This window comes from Anabaena sp. UHCC 0204 (assembly GCF_009711975.1).
Taxonomy (GTDB): domain Bacteria; phylum Cyanobacteriota; class Cyanobacteriia; order Cyanobacteriales; family Nostocaceae; genus Dolichospermum.
In genome coordinates, this window is sequence record NZ_VIKW01000009.1 from 54309 (window position 1) to 75236 (window position 20928).

The window sequence follows — 20928 nt, forward strand, 5'->3', positions numbered from 1 at the left end:
TTTATAGTACGTTGTTGATAATGTCTTGATAAACTGAAACCATTTTTGTTGCTACCCTATCCCATGTATAATTTTCTAGGATAAATTGACGAGCGCGATCGCCCATTTTTTTAGCCTCTTGATCATCCTTTAACAGTTGAATTAAGGCATTGGCTATACTATCAGTATTGATATCAACAACACTAGCCACCTGAGCTTCCGCAGCTTCTGGAAAATTACAGCCAGTGGTAATTACACAGGGTAAACCAGCCGCCATGCCCTCTAGGACCGACATACTAAAACCCTCAGAATAAGAAGGGGCAACATAGATATTAGCTGCTGCTAAAGCAGCATATTTTATCGTACCTGTCAACATCCCCGTAAATGTAACAGCATTTCTACAACCTGCTTTGATAAAATAGCTGTCAGCAGTAGATAAAAATCCTGTATTATCAGGTCCGGCAATAATCAGATGAGTCTCAGGAAATCTTTGATATGCTTGAGCAAAAGCAGGTGCTAATAAATCTAATCCTTTTTTAGGATCAATGCGTCCTAAAAATATAATTAATCTTTTATTTTTCGTCTCTGGAAATTGATTATAAAAAATTTCTGGATCAGGGAGAATTTCAAAATCTTGTCTATGAATTCCATTTGGAGCAATAACTGGATTAGCTTTTAATTTCAAGTTGTTGATTTGCTTAACTTCGCTAGAAGCTGTCATTTGAATAGCACTTGCTTTTTGTAATGATGGCTTTTCTAGAAAGGAAAAATAAAATTGCTTTTTCCAACTTTTATAAGCTAACGCCCAAGGTTCTAACATTCCATGAGGTGTAGCAATATAAGGAATTTTGTGTATTTGACACATCCAATACGCAGCGAGAACTGGATAGGAAAAAATAGCATGAGTATGGACTAAATTATATTTGTATACATTGCTAAATAACCATTTACTCATTGAAAAAGTGAATTTATAATCTATAAAATCGAAGTAAGAAAAATATTGAACTCTATAATCTTTTTGTGTAATCCACTGATTAAGAGGGAAACTTAAAGTTTTTGATCCATTGGCATTAGTAGCTATAACATCAACTTTAACACCCAATTTACCAAGAGATTCTGCTAACTCAAGAACAATTTTTGTCGTTCCACCATACACATCTGCCAAAGCAGGAATAACCATTAAAATTCTCATAAATTAAAATTAATGTTTATTTAAAGCGTAACTAATTGATTGTATCAATCCTTGAGCGAAATAATCAGGAGAAAATTTTCCAATATGTTCTAAAGCCGCATTACCCATGCTCTGTAAATCAATCTCTCCTGAACTCATTTTCAGCATCAATTCAGTTAGCTGTTGAGAGTCCTCAGGATCAAAACCAAATCCATTCACACCTTCTATGATTAAATCTTCATAACAGCCACAACGATTGGAAACCAATACTGGTAAACCTGCTGCCATTGCTTCATTTACTACTAAACCCCACTGTTCTTGAATACTAGCATGAATAAAGCACCCGGCATGAGCAAAGTAAGGTAAAAGTTGATTTTGTTGCAGAAAACCAGGTAAATGAACAGATGTTGGCAAATTTAGGTTGTTAATCTGTTTTTTCAGTGATGATAATAGAATTCCATCTCCGGCCAGCACTAAATCCCAAGCATCTGAGCCAGCTAATTCACGATATGCAGCATAAGCTGATATTAATCTAGAGAGATTCTTTTTAGGAACAAAGCGATTAACTGTCAGAAAAAAAGGTTTAATTAAAGGGTTAGGCAATAAGTGAATTTGCTGTGTATTAAAGACTGAATTTTCTACAACATTGTAACCTAAAAATATCGATTCTGGAACCATTCCCAATTTCATAAAGTAGCGTTTATGAGGCTGTCCACCAACTAAAGCTGCATCATATTTTTTTAAAAACCAACTCTTGAACATTTCTCGCCACCAAATACGAGGTGCATCACCTTCCGTAGTGGCAGACATGATGATCAAATATTTTCCATGCCATAATCCCCATAATAAAGCTGCTAACATAGATGGTCTGGAATAACCTGCAATTACTAAAACATCCGGTTTCAACTCAAATAACCGTTGGTAAAGTTGCCAAACCAGATTATGTCCAGCCTGGTTCTCTAACTTATTCTTTGTCAAAGAAACCAAATCAAAATTTAGTGCAGATACTTCTGTTTCCCACTTGTATTCTTGTTCAAAGCGAGCCAATTCTATAGCCGTCATTTTCCATTCTTTGAGAGCCAGGTGTTCGGAAAGTTTACTGGCTCGTGCTATATGATATGGTCCAAAGTTTGTAAACAATAAAACTATATGCACTATTTCACTCTCTTTTGTTATTTTCGGTAAATTAAAATATGAAATTTGTGTTTAAAATAGTTTTTACCGATTTATTAATGTTTGAAAATATTTGCAACATTTTCTTGGAAATACAGCACTTCCCGATTTTATGAGCTACACTTCTAGCCGTCAAGATGCCCACACCACAATAGGTTCATAATTTAAGTTTTTACCTCAAAAGAGCGCAATCTGCTGTAAGATGAGTTAAAAAAATCCTTTTGATTATCTGATACTAATACCTGGATTTATTTGTAGTAGATTTTGGCTCTTACGCTTCAAATTATTTTCAAACAATCGAACTATCACATAACCAAACACCGCAGGCCATAAAACCAGCAATGTTATGTCTCGACCTAAGTTAAAAGTAAGCCCTAAGCAAATCATAAATAAACTAAGTCGTAATGTTGAGAACCTCTGTAGCCAAAGCCTAGACATGAAAGCAGCCCAACAGGACATTAAGAATCCTCCAGCAATTGGTCCTAAGAAACGGCCAAAATTAGTAACACCTTGGCCAATCATACCAGTAGAGATAGTTGCAAAAACACCAACATCTCTGGTATTTGATGAAAATCCTCTGAGTTTAGAATAATCAATACTAGGAGATGGTTTATTAGGCCAAATAGCACGGGGAATAAAATTCAGTAACTCAGATAAATAACCCATTCCATAACTAGGTTCTAGTTGTTTTTTATTATAAAAATTGTTGATGTTAGCAAGCTCTTCTAGCATATTTAAACCCAAATGCTTCTCATTAGTTTTCGTCTCTTCTATGTAAGGTAGGCTTTGTCCTGAATTAAAAAATGATTGAAAACCAATGTTCCGATAGTTAATTACCAATAATAAAATATTTGAGATTATTAAATAGATAATAATTGTTATGATGGTTTTTTTGATTATTTTATCTCTACTTAACAAAAAGTAACTTAAATACCCTGGAAAAGTAACTGCAAGCAAAACATTTCTTGAACCCATGAAAATAAAATATGGAAGTGTAATCAAAATTAGTGCAATATTGAGGAATTTTGCATGGTTTTTAGTCTGTAAAGGTAATAGGACTCCAAAGAATGAACAAACTAATAAATAAATATATGAAGCAGAAGAAACTATAAAACCGTCAGATCCACCAAGCGCACCTCTACTCCACATATTAGGGGATGTACGAGAATTTATTGGCAAGAGAGCCTGAATAACATCACCTCCTAATCGCAAAGTTCCATATAGCAGAAGTAGTAACCAGATTACAGCAAGATATATTAATATCTTTTCTGGGTTAAGAATTGAAAATTTCCAAACCTGATGGTAGTTTCTCGAAAATTTGCGGCATATAGATGGTATGAATATTCGGAAAGCAACTAAGAACAGAATAATTTGCAGGTAACAATTTTCTAAAATTGAAGAATCAAATTTTATAAAATTTTCAGGTGTATAAATTAACTCTAAGAAATACCAGATAAAAACAGTTATATAGACTACGAGCGCAGGTATACTCCATACTCGATAACGAATATTGATAAGAGAGTCAATGACAAGTGATGTTAATAGGACTAAGGCCAATAAATACACTTGTTGGAGATTTTGTGGAAGCGCAAAAATAGCGTCAATCATAAATAGCTCAACATATTATATCTAAATTTATGCCAAGAAAATTGTTTCGCACATAGATACGCTTTGTTTCGTAGAATAGAGTTTTGAGGTAGTACAACTGCCAAATGTTCTAAATGAGCAACAAGTTGATCTAAGTTTCCGACTTCTGTGAGAAAAATACCATCAGCTTCTGTTCCTAAATCTGGTAAGCAGGTATTTATTGTCCCCAGAACTGGACATCCATAGCTTAGTGCTTCTAGAAAAACTTGACCAAATCCTTCTATCAGTGAAGGCATCACAAAAAGAGAACTTGTAGTATAAAGATTACGTAATTTTGTTGTATCTACTCCCCGTAATAGCTTTACATTGGGTGTTTGCTTTATCAGCTTATCAATCCCAGGGTCAAGAACACGACACACTAAAGTTAATTGACTCTCTGGTGGCAAATTTGCTCTCTGCCATGCTAAAAGTAAATGATGCAGTCCTTTTCTCTGAATTCCAGAACCTACAAACAAAGCCTTAAATGTTGTAGGTTTAGAAATTGCTGATTGATTTGGTAAATCAATGCCATAGGGAATAACTTTGCAGATATTTGGATCAGCCCCAGCTTCTAGCAATGTAATGCGAGTAAAACTACTAGCACATAGTATCAGATCAGCGTACTTCCAACAATCTTTAACTCTTGTTTGGAGTTGAGGAGATAGCTGTTTTCCTATTTCTTCTTGATAAGAAGATTGCACCACCGGGTAGTGAGAAACATCTTGAGTTAGTATGCAATTTTCAGCATCAGCATGAGGATGAAACTGAAACAAAACCTTTTTGGGGTCATGAGAATACTCTGCGGTAAATGCTTCCCAAGCATAAGGCGTATAAAGAAGCAAATTGCTTTTAGTGAGTTTTGCCCTAGATATTGCTTCCTTGGAGAAGTTTTGATCTAGTTGAGCAAAGGTAGCAGCTGGTGAAAACCCTAGACGGTGGCGTGTATGCTCAACCAGTGTTGTTCCCCATAAACACTTGACTTTGTGAGCAGGAATTTTTGGTTCGCAGCGAAAACTAGCCTTCTGAGACCACTTCTTGGGTAGAAGGGGAGTTAATTTTTGAATTAGTTCTGTTGCATAGAATTCAGTAATAAACTGGTCAAGCAAGTTGTGTTCAGCCAATGCTAGTGGAACTTGATAATTGTCCCTGCGACCCCTAAATGCACAAACATACTGTTGCATGAATACTCTAACTAATTTAAATCTGAGATTAACCACCAATTCAGTTCTGATCTTGTTTCACGACCTAAGATAGGTAGAGGTTGCTGGTTAACCAGTTTCAACTTGATACCTTGAGCTAAAAACTTTTCTATTAAGATGTCAATATAACTAATATCATGGACTTCAATCAGAAAAAAGTTCTCTGGATTTAGCCAAAGAACTGCGCCAGCAATGACATCCAGTTCAGCCCCTTCAACGTCAATTTTAATCAAAGTACGGTCATTTTCATTAGGAAGGGAGTATTGTTGAGCGATCGCATCTAAAGTTGTTGTTTTGTCTGACTCAACAACTGAGCCAACTAAAGATTGGTGTAACTCAATATATACTTTTTCTGTAGAATAGAGTTTCATCGTGGATTGTAAATCTTGAAAATGTTCAGATAAAGGTTCAAAAGCAATAACTTTGGCGTTTTTGTTCATACGGGAAAAAGCCGTTACGCTGCCAAAGGTAAAGTATCCGTCATTAGCTCCTACATCCAAAACAACATTGACAAGAGGAAGAACTTCCTCTAGCCATTGATTAAGCTCATGCTCATAGATACCAAAAATTTTACGTAAGGAAACACGAGGATTTAGTTTAATTCTTGCTCCTCGGAAAGGACCTGCTAAGATTGGAAGTAGCAATGTCTGGTTAGGTAATGCTGTTTTGATTAGATTCAACATAATTTTAGATTGAGTAAAAATAAATATCAAAAGATGAATTACAGAGAACACAAAGTTTGTCTTGAGTGGCAAGCCCAAATGAATTACTTGAATAATTTATATTTAAACTGCGTCTACCTTGAAAGCCATAGTTTTTTGGAATTAGGGTAAAGCTCAGAACTCAGCCCAAAACTGAAGAATATACTCTCCTTAAAACTCCAGGTTTCAAAATGGACGGGGTTTATGCTTTTTTATCGAAGGCAATTAAAAGCAAATGAGCAGATGATAGAATCTGACCTAGTTTACTATCACTATCTCCACCTGTAGTCATGATACGTAGTTTTTGCCAGTCTTGATAAAGAGTTGATAAGCTTTGATAAACTGAGTAAGAATAAGCTAATCCATCTCCTTCGCTGATGGTATAACCCTTTCCTTTGGTTTTAAACCAATCTGCTATCTTCCAAAACCCAAGAGAGAATATCAAGTATTTTAGTAATCGCAATGGAGGACTTCCCTGTCCCATAAAATTGCAGTCAGAAATACAGACCATCCTAGCAGAAACTCTTGACATTTCTTGAATTACTTTTTCGGGTTCTCTCACATGATGGAGTACAGCAAATTCACAGACTAAATCAAAGCTATTGTCAGCAAAAGGGAGGTTATAACCATCACCATCTACTAACTCTTCTGATAAGATGCCTTTAGAGTAACCCTGTTCACGGAGTTCTTTAACTGGTTCAATACCTTTAATAAGTAGGTTGGGGAATCGAAGTTTTAGCCAAAGTATTGTACGACCAGTACCAGCACCGACATCCAAAACACTACGAATTTGGTAAAACTCTATATAACTTGCTAATAGGTGCAAAGCTAAGATATGTTCTTGCTCTTTCTCAACATGAACTTCATCATATAGAGTGGCTGTTTGGGCATAATACTGGCGTTGAATATCAATTTCTTGAGTCATAATTTAGGCTTCGTATTGGTAGGTGAAACTTCTAGAAAATGGTGAAATAACATTGATATTGGTAAAGTAATGATTAGTACCAATAACAATAGCAGTGAAAATGTATTAAATGCTGAATCAGATAAGGCTGATCTAATGTATGGAATAAAAATCTGGTGCAATAAATAAACTGGATAACTGAGTTTTCCTAATAAGAATATAGGATACCACCACTTGCTGTAACTTATATTGGTTTCTTTAATAACTAAGCTCCAAATCATCAAACCAATTAAGCAACCTAAAACAGGTTCGTAAACTAAATTTGCTGAAGAACCTAATGCTAACCAAATTAAGATAAGCAAACAATATAGTGAGATATAACTAACAGGGAAGTTGTTTTTTTGAGCCACTTGTTGAGCTACCCACGCTCCCATGCACCACTCAAACCAGCGTTGAGGAGAATTGAACCACAATACAGATCGTAAGTCTTGGTCTATTAAATCAGAAGTAAGATATTGACTGATTAGACGAGTAATTAATGTGAATAAGATTACAACTAATAAAGCCCGATTAATCCCCCAAAGTTGAGCTAATTTATAAAAAATAGGGTAAAGTAGATATAGCTGTACTAATGTTCCCACAAACCACAGTGCGGGAATAATGCCAAAGAACGTTTTAGGACTGAGAGTATGGAGAAATAATAAGTGAGCAATGATATCCCAGCTTTCGGGTAAATAGGCAAATATGTTGTGTTGACGAATTAAACCCCAAGCACTGTTAATAAATAGAGAAAGAAGAATTGCTCCTAAGTAGGCAGGGTAGAGTCGTTGTAAACGACGTAAAATAAACTTACTCCATATAGGTTGAAAATTTTGCTCGCTAACCTGTCGTCTTGCTTGGGAATAATGAATACCAAAACCACTCAAAACAAAAAATATACTTACACCTAGTGTTCCTCCATATCTGAGATAGTTTATCCAGAAATTTGATGAATCAATCAAATTGTTTTTAGAGTTAACATCTGGCAAGACGTGGAAAATAACAACAGCTAAAACTGAGATTCCTTTAATAATATCCAGAGTCCAAAAGCGCGATGTCTGAAAAACATCAGTTTTAAGATTAGCATTCATATTGTGCCAGCAACTTTACTAAGGTTCTAGCTCGTGCTGGCCAGGTTTGCTGTTCAGCAAATTTTAATTGTTGAGTGCTTTTATAAAATGCCTCTTGAGTGCCGATTAAATTCAGTTGCTGCTTAATTAAATTAACTGCTGCTTCTGGAGAATGAAACACATTAATCCACTCTGGATAAAGTCGGCATTCTGGAACATCGGTACTGAGCATGGGACGACCAGTGGCAATACCATCCATGACTTTTGTCGGACAAGCAGCCTGATTAAAGGGATGAGTAATATCATAGGGCATCCAGTTGACTGCAAATGACCAGTAATACTGAGCGACTTGCTCTTGAGGAACTTTATTAATGTGACGAACATTAGATAATGATAGTACCGCTTCACGATCTGCCATCCAACTTTCTCTACTCAAACCTCCAGCAAATCCATCCAGCCCCCCTACAAAAATAAAAGTTATGTCTGGACAAGCTTTAGCTACCTGTAACACCAGCTTCCAGTCCACTCGCTCAATGAGATTGCCTATATAACCAACTGTCATTGGTTCAGGTAGTTTTTCTGGCTTAGGATTTAGGTAAGATTCCACTACTCCTAGAGGAAAGTGATGAATGGCTTCAGCCCGATGCGGATAACGCTGTCGTAAAGCTTCTACTTGGAATTGAGCAATACAAAGAATAATTTTCGCTCTGTTAACTAATTCTGCTTCCTGACGCAGAATTTGTTCTTTACGTGAGGGTTGATAATAAATATATTCGTCAAGGTTGTAATAGATTAACCGTTCCGATGGAATTTGGCGTACCCACGGTGCTGAAAATGGATACGGTGCAATAACCCAAGATGTTATTCCAGATTCTTTTTCTAAACTCCGACACCAATGTTTGACTTTCCCGTTCAAGTAGGGCTGAAATATATTCCCCAGACTACCAGCATAACCTGGAGGAAGTAATTGCATTGTGCGCTGTAAAAAAAGGGGTTTAGGTGAACTTGGCCACTTTGGTTTCAGACGACGGTAATTCAGCCAATCATAGGAACGAGTGGCATGGGTAGGAAAATCTTTAGCAAGAGCTTCTGCTAAGGCATATACCCAAGGGGTATTGGCAACGAGGAATAAAAAGCTAAGGTTAGCCATATTGAATATACTATAAGCCCCGAAAATCACGGAGTAAATAACCAAGCTGAGGCGATCGCCCCACAAAATCTCTAATTGCTGAACGCACGGGGCTGGGTAGGAGTTGAAAGCGACGAACTGGAGATTGATAATTAGTAGGTTGCTGACCTTCTTTGCTCCTGCTAATTGCTGGAAGTGAATAAATGTCTTGTATGAGAGTCTCGTAGTGCTTCCACATCACGGTTGCATCAAAATTTGATCGTGCTTGCTCAATTACATTATTCGCAAAAGCCTCATACTCATTACAGGCTAGAAGAACTTGGTTAGCCAGAATCTTGATGTCTCCTAATGGTGCAAAAAGTGCAGTCTTATTTGCTGAAACAATCTCCTTTGTGCCTGTTTCAATATCCCAAGCAACGGGAATACATCCCATACTCATTGCTTCAATTGTTGCCATACCAAATGGTTCGACACGACTGAGCATCAATAGAACTTTGGAGGATGCAGCTAGACTAAAAATTACATCACGTTGAACGTGACCATAAATACAAATCTGTTCAAAATTAGGTAATTGCTTAATCTTAGTTTGAAAGCTAGGAGATATATTTCCAAACCAATGTAGCTTTCCCATAAATCCATGATTGGAAAGCTCCTTCCATAGTTTCAATGTGTCAAATCCACCTTTTACGGGTTTATCACCTCCTAAAAAGATCATGTCATCTTTTCGGGATGTAGATTGTTGAAGCTGAGGAAATATACAACCGTTTAAAATAACAGAAAGTTTTTTAGAATTTTTTAGATCATCTCTAAATTCACGAGCTACTGTTTCAGAAACAGCGACAATTGCATCTAAATTATTTTCTTCTTTAACTGATACTTGCCAGTAGCGGGAAGCAGTATCATGAACAACATAGACACATTTGACTGTAGAAGGTAGATAAGGAATTACAGCATCTGTCTGTTCGCAACCATTCAAAAGTAATACATCTTGAGGGTGATCAGATAACCACTTTATTAATTCTACAGGGGTTTTTTCTGCTAAACCTTCTAGCCCCAAGGAAGCAACACGGAAAGGAAAATTATTGGTTGCAAGCCTTGATGTAGGTTTAAGTACAAGTAGTAATGTAGTTTCATAACCTGCTTTTGCAGCTTGCTCACAGCATGATATAGCTACTGAAGCTACTCCTCCACTACGATCATCAGGAATAAGCCAGCATATTTTCATAATTATTTATTTGTGTAAGAAATAATTGTTATTCAATCAGTGTTTATTGACACATTGCTAACCAATTGTCTAAAATAACTGAATCTATCTGTGAGATATTACTTTCTACTAAAGAGCCATTTTCTATTAGTCTGTAAATAGAATAACCATGATCCAGTAAAATTTGAGTTGGTTTTTTCGGATCAAGTCCAGCTTTTTTAGCGTTGTTTGGACAAACTTCATAATAAATGAGGTTCACTCTTTTCTCTCGTAGTAGTTCTATTGCTCCTGAAAATACTAGTTCTTCATAACCTTCTACATCAACTTTTAAAAAAGAAATATTTTCTATAGAATGTTTTTTAGCATAAGTATCAAGAGTTATACAGGGCAAATTAATTATATGGTTTCCTTGCTCAGAAATGCTATTTGTACCTCGGTAAGTCGGATCTGCATTAAAAGCAATTTCACCATCATGATCTGCAACTACTATATTTTGGAGTAGGACATTATTACATTTATTCAATTCAGTATTTTTTTTCAAAGACGAAAATGTTGAGGGATTTGGCTCAAAGGAATGAACTTTTCTTGAGAGAAAGCGTTTAGCTAATATGAGCGATACAACTCCTAAATTTGCACCTACATCTATCAAGTCACCATTTGTTAGGCTATAGTGATTCAAAAAATCCCTCTCTGCATCACTAACAAAATGTTTACAGGAATGAAATTCGCTAAAACCACTTAGTCCTGCAATACGAATATCATCGGGAAGTAACCTGATTGCTTCTCCTTTGTTTTGCCATTTACTTACTTGGTACTCATAGTAATCACTAAATAATTTAGGATTTTGGAGTAGGGTTAAACCATTTCTAATAAATTTCATCATATTTATACTTAAGTGATGTTAAGAGTTTAATCTTAAACAAGATTACTAGCAATTGGTTTTAATTAATTACAGCAGTCCAAGCTTGATGAGCAGATTGCATATCAAAGCCAGAAAAGTATCTGGCACGAATTTTTTCACCATCTATAGAACCATTTGCTATCTTTTCTAGAGCAATGGTGAGTGCTTGATTCAGTTGCTCTGGATGATCAGGTGAAACTAACAAACCAATCTCTGGATATCCCTCATATAAGTCAGGAATTCCCCCTACTTTTGCTGCTACACAAAAGCGTCCAGCTTGCATCAATTCTAACAGTGTAAAGCAGGGACCACCTTCAAATCGGGAAGGATACACAAATAAATGGCAATTTGCCATGATCTTAGGCAAGTCTTGGCGATGATCGTAAGCACCATGAAAAATAACTTGTTGTTTAATTCCTAATTTCAGTGCTAATTCTTCTAGTGTCGTCTGGTCTGGACCGCGACCGTAGAGGTGTAGTTCTACTGGCTTGCCATTTTTAAATAAGGTGGCGATCGCCTGGAGAAGAGTATCAAGATTCTTTTGTTTTATTTCTAATCTGCCCAAAAATCCGATTTTCCAGGGTGGACTGGAAGGTAAAGAAACTATTTGGGGAAACAGTAATAAGTTGTGATACGGCACAACATGAACTTTACCAGTGTAACCGTATACCTGTTTAAACTGGTCAACAGTACATTGCGAAACAGAAATAACAGCATCTGTTTCAGCCACAGCCTCACATAATTTTTGTCCATGAGGTGGAAGTGGAGGAAAAAATTCGGGAGCTAATGCCCAACTAACCGCAAGTTTGGCTTGATGGCGATGCACTAGACGAACCATTCTCAGATATAGACTAGGCAAAGGCCAACGAACGCAAAATACCCAATCTTCAGGTTTTAGTTGAGTACTTAACCAGGTTAGCATCAGGTGTTGTCTTACTAGCCAGCGATCGCCGAATATTCTTTTTTGCCGATATATATTTATACCCTTATCTACTAAATCATCTACTAAAGGACATCTTTCTAACTCTGCTACCACCACCCGAAAAGGTATATTTTCACTATGTAAATGCAGTGCAAGAGTATGTAGATAAGTTTCTATACCACCAGCACGATACAAAACATCAGAATAGAGGAAAATCATATATTTCTACCTATCAGGTTTTTGAGCTTCCAAGTATTGAGACATTTCCGGTGGATGATTAAATCTATCAGCATGGGAATCTAGGTAACCAAGTTTAGATTCTGGGTCTTTATAAATAGACCGCCTTAATTGAATGAATCCCGCTTCCTGGCAGTAAAAATCGAGCATATCCTGAGTGTATAAATAGCAATGCCCATGACCGTAGAAAATTTGGTTAATTTCATCACAAGCATCAGTAGCAGTAGATATTAAAACTCTCTGGGCAAACCAATTCAAATCAGGAGTTGTCAAACGTATAAAACCTCCTGGTTTAAGAATTCGCCAGCATTCCTTCAACAACTGACAACCCAACCTAATATCAAGGTGTTCAATAACTTCTTCACAAAAAATTGCATCAATTGAACAGTCCGCAAAAGGTAGCTGTTTCGAGATATCTACGTAAGCATCTGATCTTGGACTAATGTCTACTGTTAGGCATCCTGCCAGACAGTTACTTCCCCCTCCTAAATTAATAATGCGGTGTTCGGTAACTGTTTCCCATCTATGGATATATTGCTGAGTTATTACCGGTGCTACTAACTTCCAAAAAACCTGATTCTGTCGTCCTAAGTAGCTACAGACTGCATGAGCTAACCCATACTTCCGTTTATAGACGAAAAACTTACTGATTAGGCTAGATGATTGTTCAGATGTAAATGACATATATATAATATTAGATGATGCTACTATTAGCCTCGCAGATAATCTGTGTTCCAAGGATTAACTTCGGTAGAACGAACTTTTTGTTGAATTGCACTTTCATAGATATGTTTTTTTTCTCCTGCCCAGGCTGGGGAGTAAATAGCTACATCTGAACCAGTAATATGAGCAATAGGTAATTTTTCAGATAACTCTTTTAAATACTCAGGAACACCGTTTTTTCCATCAAAATAACCCCAGTTAGCATAATCATGCCAAACAATAAAACCATTTTGTGAAACCAAGGGTAACACAAGTTCAGTGTCATTTTTAACTCCTGAATATGAATGATCTGCATCAATAAAAATCAGATCGTATGAATCTTTAGAGTCCTGCTGAAACATTTCTGTATTGGTTTCTCCTACTCGCCTCTCGATTATTGAAGCGTAGGGAGTATTTAAATATGCTTCGCCATGTTCTGGATAACGATCAACTGTAACAATTTTCGCATCAGGTGAAATATGCTGCGCCATGTAAAGAGCCGTGTAACCTCTGAAACTACCAACTTCCATCAGTTTTTTAGGTTGGGTGCAAACAATTACTTTTAGGAGCATTACAATATCTGCTAAAGGGGTAGACCAAGCTCCACAAGGTAATTGATTTAAGGTGACTGGTTGGTCATTAAAGTTTGGAAATAATCCCTGAAGAGAAATATCAGGTAAAACCAGTCTTTGTTTAAGAAAATGACAAAGAGTGCGATCAGCGAAGGGGCGATAGTAGAAGAAGTTTTTTAACATGAGTACTAAAATTTATTTAAACAAAATCCATAGTTGATTGATGATTATTTGGCAAGGCTAAAATCCAAGGAGTAGAGAAGGGTCTTCTCTCATTCATCCATTCATATTTTTTTGCTTTAGATGCTAAGTCAAAAACTGTATAGTCTTCTAAAGTTCTAGTTTCAGGCTCGATTTTAAAGACTTTGTGTGTGTTTTCAATTTGAGGTATTTTCGTTAATAGTTCATAAGAAGGATGAACCTCTATAAGTAAAATAGTATTCACCAGCAACTGCAAAATTTGTTCTGTAAAGAGGGTATTTTCATATCCCTCAATGTCACACAAGATGAAATCTGGACTTTCTGCTTTTAATTGTGAGTAAAATTCAGGATAATCACAATTTCCTAAAACAGTAACTCTTTCAGAAAGATTGTTAATACGAAGATTCAATTCCAGTATTCTGCGTGATTCATCGGATGATTCATATGCAATTATACTTGATTCTTGACAAATTCTTCCTAAGCCACATACATAATAACCTTCCGCTGCTCCTATTATTACAATATTCTTTAACTTATTGTTAGCTTTTGTTAAATAATTCCAAAATCCTTCAAGTTCTTTTTCATAAGTTCCAAGAAAAAAATAAGGAGCGAAATTCCAAGAAGTTTTAGGGCTAAAACGTGTACCAATAAAAGATCCAGCCAAAACTCCTTTATAAAAACAATTGGGATGCAGAACATAAAAAAGAAAGGGAAAGCTTACTATCTGTCTGTAGTAATTTCGCAAATCATTAATAAATTTCTCTGAAGGCAGTATCCAAGAAATATAGTTAATTTTTTTTAATGTTCTAAAATGTGATCTTACTAGATTTACCAACATACTCATGATATAACCTCCCATTTATGCTTTGGAAAAACATCACCAAAACGAGACTCGTATGCCCATGTTCCATCTAATCTTTGTGGCATTACTTCAAATTTAATTATATATTGAGCTTCCTCAATAATGCGAATAGCAGGCTCAGTGACTGCTACATCAACGAAATATTCTCCAGGAGCAAAGCAGCAAAAATCAATAAAAAAATTAATTTTTATTTTGCTCTTACGAGTTAGTTCAAATCCATCATGAGGATTTGTGGAAAACAAAGAAATTAATCTTCCAGAATGATTTTTAATACTTAAGTTAATAGCAAGTGTGATATCAGGCAAATTATCTAAAATTATAGTTATCAAGAGCGGATCACCAAAAAAAACATAGTTTTTGCTTAAGGCATCTTTACTACTTAATTCAACTTCTTTGATGTATTGATATCTTAAGTCTGTTTTTTTGTTCAAATCTTGGTTTTTGAGATAATCCTTGATTGCGAAATCAATAGAATTGAAAACAACAGCTTTTCCTGATGACATAAGGATGCCACTAGAGCAGATTTCTTTTGTTAAACCTAACTGATGGCTTACCAAAATAACAGTTCTGCCTGTCCGACTAACATCCTGCATTTTACCCAAACATTTTTTTTGGAACTCAGCATCACCCACTGCCAGCACTTCATCAACTAATAAAATATCGGTTTGTAAATGCGCCGCCACCGCAAACGCCAACCGCACATACATCCCCGAAGAATACCGCTTTACTGGCGTATCTAAAAACTTCTCCACCTCTGCAAAAGCCACAATCTCATCAAACTTCCGCTTAATCTCTTCCTTACCCATTCCCAGAATAGCGCCATTGAGAAATATATTCTCTCTCCCCGTCAACTCTGGATGAAACCCCGTACCCACTTCCAATAAACTGGCAACCCTACCCTTAATCTTAATACTTCCAGTAGTTGGTTCAGTAATACGGCTTAAAATCTTCAACAGTGTTGATTTTCCTGCACCATTGCGGCCAATAATCCCAACTCTGTCACCTTGCTTAATATCAAAGGATACATCCTTTAAAGCCCAAAACTCTTCTGAGGTAGGATTTTCAAATTTGGTTTGAGGATTAATTAAACTACCAAGAGACTTAACTTTATTAGTAATTACATCTCGCAGTGCTGTGTAGCGTTCCTGCTGTTGATGTCCAATAATATATTTTTTGCTCAGATTCTCAACACGAATAACTGTATCAGACATAGTTTCTTATTAATATTCTTTATTATGATGGCAACCATTCAGGATTAAGAATTTCTGTTAAAGAATAAGGACAATTTTCAGGGAATATTGTTGGAGATAGTTCAGATTTACGAATTGCATTATTTCTAGCTTTGATGTAAATTTTATCCAGAACTTTCTCACAATGATTATAAAGAACTTTTGACTCCAATAACAAATCTAATTCAGACCTGAAATTATCAATTTCTTCAATCCATCCTTTAGCACAATAGGACTTCTCAGTTTCCCAATATTGATAAAGAAGTAAGTGTTTAATAAGTTGCCTTAAATAACTTTCTACCTTATGCCTTTGTTCGTTTCCCAATGCAGTGATTTCCTCAATTAAATGTTCCCAGTCAATATTTTCTAAATCCCGATTTTGCAGTTGGTTAAGGGTAATCTCTAACCACTCAGGATAATCTTGTTCATAAATCTCGTAATTTGCTTGTGTAGGTTGCATTTTACTTACTCAGCTACAGTTTAAATATTGATGTTTGGTTGACAGCAATCTCTATAAATTAATTCCCTGTTCTGCTATTAACCGTCTTAATTTAGCTAATTCTGCTTCAGCTAAATCAGCCCGTTGCTTTTCTTGTTCAGCCCGTTGTTTCTCTTGTTCAGCCCGTTGTTTCTCTTGTTCAGCCCGTTGCTTTTCTTGTTCAGCCCGTTCTTTTTCTCTTTCTTCTAGAGTAGGCAACCAGTTATTATCTTTATCATACCAACGTAACCATTGTCTGGTTAATCCTTGATATTCTCCTTCCCATAACCCTAAACCTAATTCAGCTTCTTCTAGCCATACCCCTAATCCATTAATAGATAGCAGTTGATAACGGTTCATTACCAAACCAAAACAGTGAAACTCGTCAGTATAACGGTTATAGACAAAATAATAGGGGATTCTCAGAATTTGCTCATATACTGTCCATTTATTAGGAGGTTGATTAACTTCCCGTAAATTTCTCCCTAAATCTTCCTTTTCTGTTCCTGGAGATATTAGTTCTACCACAACAAAGGGATATGTTCCTTCATACCAAGTCACATAACTTAATCTCAGTTCTGTTTCTTCATAAAAACGGGATACCCCTAATACTGCAAACCAATCTGGTCTTTTATGCCATTGCGTATGCTTGGTATCATAGTATAAGTTTAAGTCGCTGGCTGTGAATACATTATCTTCTGCATAAGAAGGTGGACGAAAGGTGCTACGCAATAATTCTGGTTGTAGAAGGTGAAATTCGTCTGGCAAACCTGGTTCCTCTGGATCTTCGCTAGGTAAATCATACATCGTCGGCAATGTTTGTTGAGGAGGTAATGGTTCATAGCTAGGTTTGCTATACACATCGCTTTGATACATTATTAATTATCTCCTGTATTTAATCGCGGTTGCCAAGATTCAACTATCTGTTTAATTGTCTCTTCTAAGGAAATTGTAATATCCCAGTGAGGATAATGCTCACGCATTTTTGTTAAGTCGGAATAATAGTAAATATAATCACCAATGCTATTTTCTGATACGTAATCTAAATTGAAACCTATACACAAAGCGATTATAAATCGCGGCTACACAGACAAAACCCACCTTCGTGGGTTCAGAAGCCTTGATTTTTCATTATTCCACGTTCACGTAGCGTTCCGTAGGAATAGGTGGACTTCGCTTGTGTAGTAGCGTGCCTCTTTCAGAGGAACTTCGTTAACGCGCCAGCGTGCCGTAGGCTCTATTATATTCGCCGATTCGCTGAAAAATTTTCAAACATCCTCTGAATGGGTGCAGACCCTGCGCCCCTACCTCCTGTTGTATCAACTGTCGTAAATTAAACTCATAGCTTTAACTTTAATTTCTTCTTCATCAATTTTTTGTGTTAGTTCATTATCTGTGTATATACCCTCAAAAGCTTCCAGTGCTGCTTTTTTAATGGCAGTATCAAAAGCATCAGTTAAAATTTCTTGTAACTCTTCTTCATTAGCATAAAAACCACCAGATTTTTTCCGCTTATTAACTTTCTTGATTTCTTTGCTGCTATTATAAATCGAAAATTCCCAAGAACGAGTGCTACGTTTTTCTGCTTCTTGTTTAATTAAGTGTAGTAATAAAATTACTGCATAACTATAAATCTTAGCTAATTTATCTTCCCTGGACATTTCTTCAAGCTGACTGACAATTTCTAAGGCTTGATCATATTCTTGCTTTTCAATTAATTGACGTAATAGTAATAATTCTTCCATATCATGAGCGGTTTACTTAATTTCATCAGGTAGCCAATTTTCATCTAAAGCTTGTTCATCCGTAAAGAATGGTTCTAAAGGAAAAATTAGCGGTTCAAGTCCAGTTTTAACAATAGCAATGTCTCTAGCATCTTGATAAATTTCTGCAACTATTTCTAAAAAGAAAGATTTGAGACTAGGATTTCTTTTGAGTAGTTTTTTGATTTGTTTCCTTTGTTCTATAATTGTACCTTTCCATCCTCGACTATTATAGTCTCTCTCTTGCTGCCAATAAGCTAGTTTTAGTAGATGCTCAAATAAAACAAGTAATCGGCTTTCTAATTGATGCTTTTGCTCGTTCCCCAAGTCTTTTAATTCTTCTAATAAATTTTCCCAGTCTAGAGAATTTAAATCTCGATTATGGATACTATCAATAGTATTTTGTACCCATTGATAGTAATCTTGATTGTATAATATATTTAATTGATTGTGTGGTTTTTTTACTGGGTGATTCATGATGTCTGAATCTTTATTCATAAAATTTTAACTCTCACTAAATATATTTTAACTATTTGGATGATACATGATTGATTAGCTCCGGGCGATCATCGCTCTCTCAAAATCTTCTGTAGTATTGCATAAGAATTCAGGATTTAATATCTCTTCTATATTGTAAGCACAAGTCTCAGGGAATGTAGACAAATTGAAGTTTGTTTCTGCTGATGCTTCTCTTCTCGAATTACGGTAAGCTTTGGGTAAAATATCAGGAATATATTGTTTTAAACTAGGTTTTTCATTAAGTAAATCCTGTAAATCATCTCGCTGGTTAGCAATAGTAGTAAACCAACTGATAGAACGTTTGGGAGATTGATATTGCCATTTTAGCAAATGAGTTAATAAAACTGTTAAACGATTTTTTAACTCATTTTTTTCACTAATTCCCATAACATCTAATTCTTCTGCCAGATTTTCCCAATCTAATGCTGTGACATCTCGACTAGCTAAGGCAGATTTTTGTTGAGTTAACCAAGCCATGAAATCCTGTTCATAGAGAGATGATTTAGACATAAAAAGCTACTGATATAGTTACTTTTCTATTTTATCAACTAAATCACATCGGCAAATGTCCGTTCCATCTTGCGGAAATACCAAATCCCACTCACTAATAGTAAAACTACTAACACCATCGAAAGAATAAAACCTGGTAAATATAACTGAGAATCTCCACCCAAAATCGCCCAGCGGAAACCATCTATTACCCCTACCATGGGATTTAATGAGTAGAGAAACCGCCATTTTTCAGGAACAATACTACTACTAAATCCTACGGGTGAGATATATAAACCAAACTGGACAATAAATGGCACAATAAACCGAAAATCTCGATATTGGACATTTAAAGAAGCTAACCACAAACCCGCACCCATGGAAGCAGCAAAAGCGACACCAACAAATAAGGGTAAAGTGAAAATCCGCCAACTAGGAACAAAGTTATACCATGCCATCAGAGCTAATAAAATGATCCCAGAAATCATAAAGTCTACAAAGCTAACTACTACGGCACTGGTAGGGACTACCAATCGAGGAAAATAGACTTTTGATAGTAAATTGGCATTACTAATTAAACTATTACTACACTCAGAAAGGGAATTAGAAAAGAACTGCCAAGGTAACATGGCGGAAAATACGAGAATTGGATAGGGCGCACCTTCTGAAGGTAATTTTGCTAATTGTCCAAAGACAACGGAAAATACTACCATTGTCAAAAAAGGACGAATTAGCGCCCAAACAATACCAATAGCAGTTTGTTTATATCTAACTAATATATCTCGCCAAGCTAGGAAGTAAAATAATTCCCGATAACGCCAAAGGTCTTGCCAATATTGCTTTTCTGTGCGTCCTGCTTCAATGATTAACTCTGGCTGGGAAGTGGTTTCTTTCATGATTCTGATTTGGACAACCTCGCTTTTACCATCATTTTCACGACATCCTGCATTTTATATTTAGCTTCCCAACCTAGCTGTTTCTTAGCTTTACTGGGATTACCTTTACCCATTGCCAAATCTGTAGGTCTGAACAGGCTACTATCAACAACTAGATGATCACGCGACTCTAAATTTACAGATGCAAATGCGGCTGCTACAAAGTCTTCTAAGGAAGTGCTTTGTCCTGTGGCAATCACATAATCATCGGGCTGTTCCTGTTGCAACATTAAATACATTGCTTCCACATATTCTGCTGCCCAGCCCCAGTCCCGCTGAATTGACATATTACCTAAATATAATTTTTCATAACTACCTTGAGCAATACGACAGGCGGTAGCAATAATTTTTTGAGTCACAAATCTTTCGGGACGCAGGGGAGATTCATGATTAAATAAAATTCCTGAACAGGCAAATAAACCGTAAGCTTCTCGATAATTAGCTACTTCCCAAAAAGCAGCGGCTTTAGCTACAGCATAAGGACTTCTAGGACGGAATGGAGTGGTTTCTACTGCTGCGACATTGCCAGTATCACCAAAGCATTCACTAGATCCGGCATTGTAAACTTTAATCTGAGCGCCGAGAAAGCGAATGGCTTCTAATAGGTTGAGTGTCCCTGTAGCGATACTTTCTAATGTTTCGACAGGTTGTTCAAAAGACAAACCTACTGAAGTTTGTCCTGCTAAATTATAGATTTCGTCTGGTTGGATTTTTGTGAGGATCTGTAAGACGCTGCGGAAGTCTGTTAAGGACATTGACTCTAGCTTTACTTGGTCTTTGATACCTAAATAAACCAAATTTCGGAAAGAGGACATTTGAGCATCTCTGGAAGTTCCACAGACTGTATAGCCTTGATTGAGCAGTAACTGTGCCAGATAAGCTCCATCTTGTCCTGATATGCCACAAATAAGAGCTTTTTTCAT

Annotated in this window: 22 protein-coding genes; all 22 read right to left on the minus strand. The window is 36.2% G+C overall.

The features are described from left to right. Nucleotide 1: 1 nt before the first annotated feature. Nucleotides 2–1171: a glycosyltransferase gene (locus tag FJR04_RS09370; protein WP_168493931.1), complete on the minus strand. Its 1170-nt coding sequence runs from the start codon at nt 1169–1171 to the stop codon at nt 2–4. A 9-nt stretch (nt 1172–1180) separates the two neighbouring features. Beyond that, complete coding sequence (locus FJR04_RS09375) at nt 1181–2305, minus strand: glycosyltransferase family 4 protein (RefSeq protein WP_371717570.1); 1125 nt, start codon at nt 2303–2305, stop codon at nt 1181–1183. A gap of 243 nt (nt 2306–2548) precedes the next feature. Continuing rightward, nucleotides 2549–3931, minus strand: a complete 1383-nt coding sequence (locus tag FJR04_RS09380; RefSeq protein WP_168493933.1) for a hypothetical protein — start codon at nt 3929–3931, stop codon at nt 2549–2551. Further along, the gene (locus FJR04_RS09385) at nt 3928–5130 is read right to left on the minus strand and encodes a glycosyltransferase family 4 protein (RefSeq protein ID WP_168493935.1); all 1203 of its coding nucleotides are present in this window, start codon (nt 5128–5130) and stop codon (nt 3928–3930) included. The genes FJR04_RS09380 and FJR04_RS09385 overlap by 4 nt, the downstream gene beginning before the upstream one ends. Nucleotides 5131–5141: 11 nt before the next feature. Then, entirely contained in the window at nt 5142–5831 is a 690-nt protein-coding gene (locus tag FJR04_RS09390) for an FkbM family methyltransferase (protein WP_168493937.1), read from the minus strand. Between the two features lie 220 nt (nt 5832–6051). Then, nucleotides 6052–6774 carry a class I SAM-dependent methyltransferase gene (locus FJR04_RS09395; protein ID WP_168493939.1) on the minus strand — a complete coding sequence of 241 codons (723 nt, stop codon included), beginning with the start codon at nt 6772–6774 and terminating at the stop codon, nt 6052–6054. After that, entirely contained in the window at nt 6771–7883 is a 1113-nt protein-coding gene (locus FJR04_RS09400) for an acyltransferase (RefSeq protein WP_168493941.1), read from the minus strand. The genes FJR04_RS09395 and FJR04_RS09400 overlap by 4 nt, the downstream gene beginning before the upstream one ends. After that, on the minus strand, nt 7873–9012 hold the full coding sequence (locus tag FJR04_RS09405; RefSeq protein WP_168493943.1) for a glycosyltransferase family 1 protein: 1140 nt from the start codon (nt 9010–9012) through the stop codon (nt 7873–7875). The genes FJR04_RS09400 and FJR04_RS09405 overlap by 11 nt, the downstream gene beginning before the upstream one ends. A gap of 10 nt (nt 9013–9022) precedes the next feature. Next, nucleotides 9023–10216: a glycosyltransferase gene (locus FJR04_RS09410; protein ID WP_168493945.1), complete on the minus strand. Its 1194-nt coding sequence runs from the start codon at nt 10214–10216 to the stop codon at nt 9023–9025. 43 nt (nt 10217–10259) lie between these two features. Beyond that, nucleotides 10260–11078, minus strand: coding sequence for an FkbM family methyltransferase (locus FJR04_RS09415; RefSeq protein ID WP_168493947.1), 819 nt, complete (start codon nt 11076–11078; stop codon nt 10260–10262). A gap of 58 nt (nt 11079–11136) precedes the next feature. Next, entirely contained in the window at nt 11137–12237 is a 1101-nt protein-coding gene (locus tag FJR04_RS09420) for a glycosyltransferase (RefSeq protein ID WP_168493949.1), read from the minus strand. A 6-nt stretch (nt 12238–12243) separates the two neighbouring features. Beyond that, entirely contained in the window at nt 12244–12939 is a 696-nt protein-coding gene (locus FJR04_RS09425; protein WP_168493951.1) for a methyltransferase domain-containing protein, read from the minus strand. A gap of 26 nt (nt 12940–12965) precedes the next feature. Further along, nucleotides 12966–13712 (minus strand): O-methyltransferase, encoded by a 747-nt coding sequence (locus FJR04_RS09430; RefSeq protein WP_168493953.1) that lies wholly within the window; start codon nt 13710–13712, stop codon nt 12966–12968. A gap of 16 nt (nt 13713–13728) precedes the next feature. Further along, a complete protein-coding gene (locus tag FJR04_RS09435; RefSeq protein WP_168493955.1) occupies nt 13729–14574 on the minus strand; it encodes a hypothetical protein in 846 nt (281 codons plus the stop codon). Continuing rightward, complete coding sequence (locus tag FJR04_RS09440) at nt 14571–15803, minus strand: ABC transporter ATP-binding protein (protein WP_168493957.1); 1233 nt, start codon at nt 15801–15803, stop codon at nt 14571–14573. The genes FJR04_RS09435 and FJR04_RS09440 overlap by 4 nt, the downstream gene beginning before the upstream one ends. Before the next feature lie 22 nt (nt 15804–15825). Further along, the gene (locus FJR04_RS09445) at nt 15826–16281 is read right to left on the minus strand and encodes a DUF29 domain-containing protein (protein WP_168493959.1); all 456 of its coding nucleotides are present in this window, start codon (nt 16279–16281) and stop codon (nt 15826–15828) included. 51 nt (nt 16282–16332) lie between these two features. After that, the gene (locus FJR04_RS09450; protein WP_168493961.1) at nt 16333–17175 is read right to left on the minus strand and encodes a Uma2 family endonuclease; all 843 of its coding nucleotides are present in this window, start codon (nt 17173–17175) and stop codon (nt 16333–16335) included. A gap of 443 nt (nt 17176–17618) precedes the next feature. Next, entirely contained in the window at nt 17619–18044 is a 426-nt protein-coding gene (locus FJR04_RS09460) for a DUF29 family protein (RefSeq protein ID WP_168493963.1), read from the minus strand. A gap of 12 nt (nt 18045–18056) precedes the next feature. Beyond that, nucleotides 18057–18560, minus strand: coding sequence for a DUF29 domain-containing protein (locus FJR04_RS09465; RefSeq protein ID WP_217359288.1), 504 nt, complete (start codon nt 18558–18560; stop codon nt 18057–18059). A gap of 54 nt (nt 18561–18614) precedes the next feature. Beyond that, the gene (locus tag FJR04_RS09470; protein ID WP_168493965.1) at nt 18615–19091 is read right to left on the minus strand and encodes a DUF29 domain-containing protein; all 477 of its coding nucleotides are present in this window, start codon (nt 19089–19091) and stop codon (nt 18615–18617) included. Between the two features lie 38 nt (nt 19092–19129). After that, entirely contained in the window at nt 19130–19966 is an 837-nt protein-coding gene (locus FJR04_RS09475; protein ID WP_168493966.1) for an ABC transporter permease, read from the minus strand. Further along, complete coding sequence (locus FJR04_RS09480) at nt 19963–20928, minus strand: GDP-mannose 4,6-dehydratase (RefSeq protein WP_168493968.1); 966 nt, start codon at nt 20926–20928, stop codon at nt 19963–19965. Before FJR04_RS09480 ends, FJR04_RS09475 begins: the two co-directional genes overlap by 4 nt.

Coding starts and splice junctions, on each gene's coding strand:
- FJR04_RS09370 (WP_168493931.1), bottom strand. CDS start 1,171: ATGAGAATTTTAATGGTTATTCCTGCTTTGGCAGATGTGTATGGTGGA.
- FJR04_RS09380 (WP_168493933.1), bottom strand. CDS start 3,931: ATGATTGACGCTATTTTTGCGCTTCCACAAAATCTCCAACAAGTGTAT.
- FJR04_RS09385 (WP_168493935.1), bottom strand. CDS start 5,130: ATGCAACAGTATGTTTGTGCATTTAGGGGTCGCAGGGACAATTATCAA.
- FJR04_RS09390 (WP_168493937.1), bottom strand. CDS start 5,831: ATGTTGAATCTAATCAAAACAGCATTACCTAACCAGACATTGCTACTT.
- FJR04_RS09395 (WP_168493939.1), bottom strand. CDS start 6,774: ATGACTCAAGAAATTGATATTCAACGCCAGTATTATGCCCAAACAGCC.
- FJR04_RS09400 (WP_168493941.1), bottom strand. CDS start 7,883: ATGAATGCTAATCTTAAAACTGATGTTTTTCAGACATCGCGCTTTTGG.
- FJR04_RS09405 (WP_168493943.1), bottom strand. CDS start 9,012: ATGGCTAACCTTAGCTTTTTATTCCTCGTTGCCAATACCCCTTGGGTA.
- FJR04_RS09410 (WP_168493945.1), bottom strand. CDS start 10,216: ATGAAAATATGCTGGCTTATTCCTGATGATCGTAGTGGAGGAGTAGCT.
- FJR04_RS09415 (WP_168493947.1), bottom strand. CDS start 11,078: ATGATGAAATTTATTAGAAATGGTTTAACCCTACTCCAAAATCCTAAA.
- FJR04_RS09420 (WP_168493949.1), bottom strand. CDS start 12,237: ATGATTTTCCTCTATTCTGATGTTTTGTATCGTGCTGGTGGTATAGAA.
- FJR04_RS09425 (WP_168493951.1), bottom strand. CDS start 12,939: ATGTCATTTACATCTGAACAATCATCTAGCCTAATCAGTAAGTTTTTC.
- FJR04_RS09430 (WP_168493953.1), bottom strand. CDS start 13,712: ATGTTAAAAAACTTCTTCTACTATCGCCCCTTCGCTGATCGCACTCTT.
- FJR04_RS09435 (WP_168493955.1), bottom strand. CDS start 14,574: ATGAGTATGTTGGTAAATCTAGTAAGATCACATTTTAGAACATTAAAA.
- FJR04_RS09440 (WP_168493957.1), bottom strand. CDS start 15,803: ATGTCTGATACAGTTATTCGTGTTGAGAATCTGAGCAAAAAATATATT.
- FJR04_RS09445 (WP_168493959.1), bottom strand. CDS start 16,281: ATGCAACCTACACAAGCAAATTACGAGATTTATGAACAAGATTATCCT.
- FJR04_RS09450 (WP_168493961.1), bottom strand. CDS start 17,175: ATGTATCAAAGCGATGTGTATAGCAAACCTAGCTATGAACCATTACCT.
- FJR04_RS09460 (WP_168493963.1), bottom strand. CDS start 18,044: ATGGAAGAATTATTACTATTACGTCAATTAATTGAAAAGCAAGAATAT.
- FJR04_RS09465 (WP_217359288.1), bottom strand. CDS start 18,560: ATGAATAAAGATTCAGACATCATGAATCACCCAGTAAAAAAACCACAC.
- FJR04_RS09470 (WP_168493965.1), bottom strand. CDS start 19,091: ATGTCTAAATCATCTCTCTATGAACAGGATTTCATGGCTTGGTTAACT.
- FJR04_RS09475 (WP_168493966.1), bottom strand. CDS start 19,966: ATGAAAGAAACCACTTCCCAGCCAGAGTTAATCATTGAAGCAGGACGC.
- FJR04_RS09480 (WP_168493968.1), bottom strand. CDS start 20,928: ATGAAAAAAGCTCTTATTTGTGGCATATCAGGACAAGATGGAGCTTAT.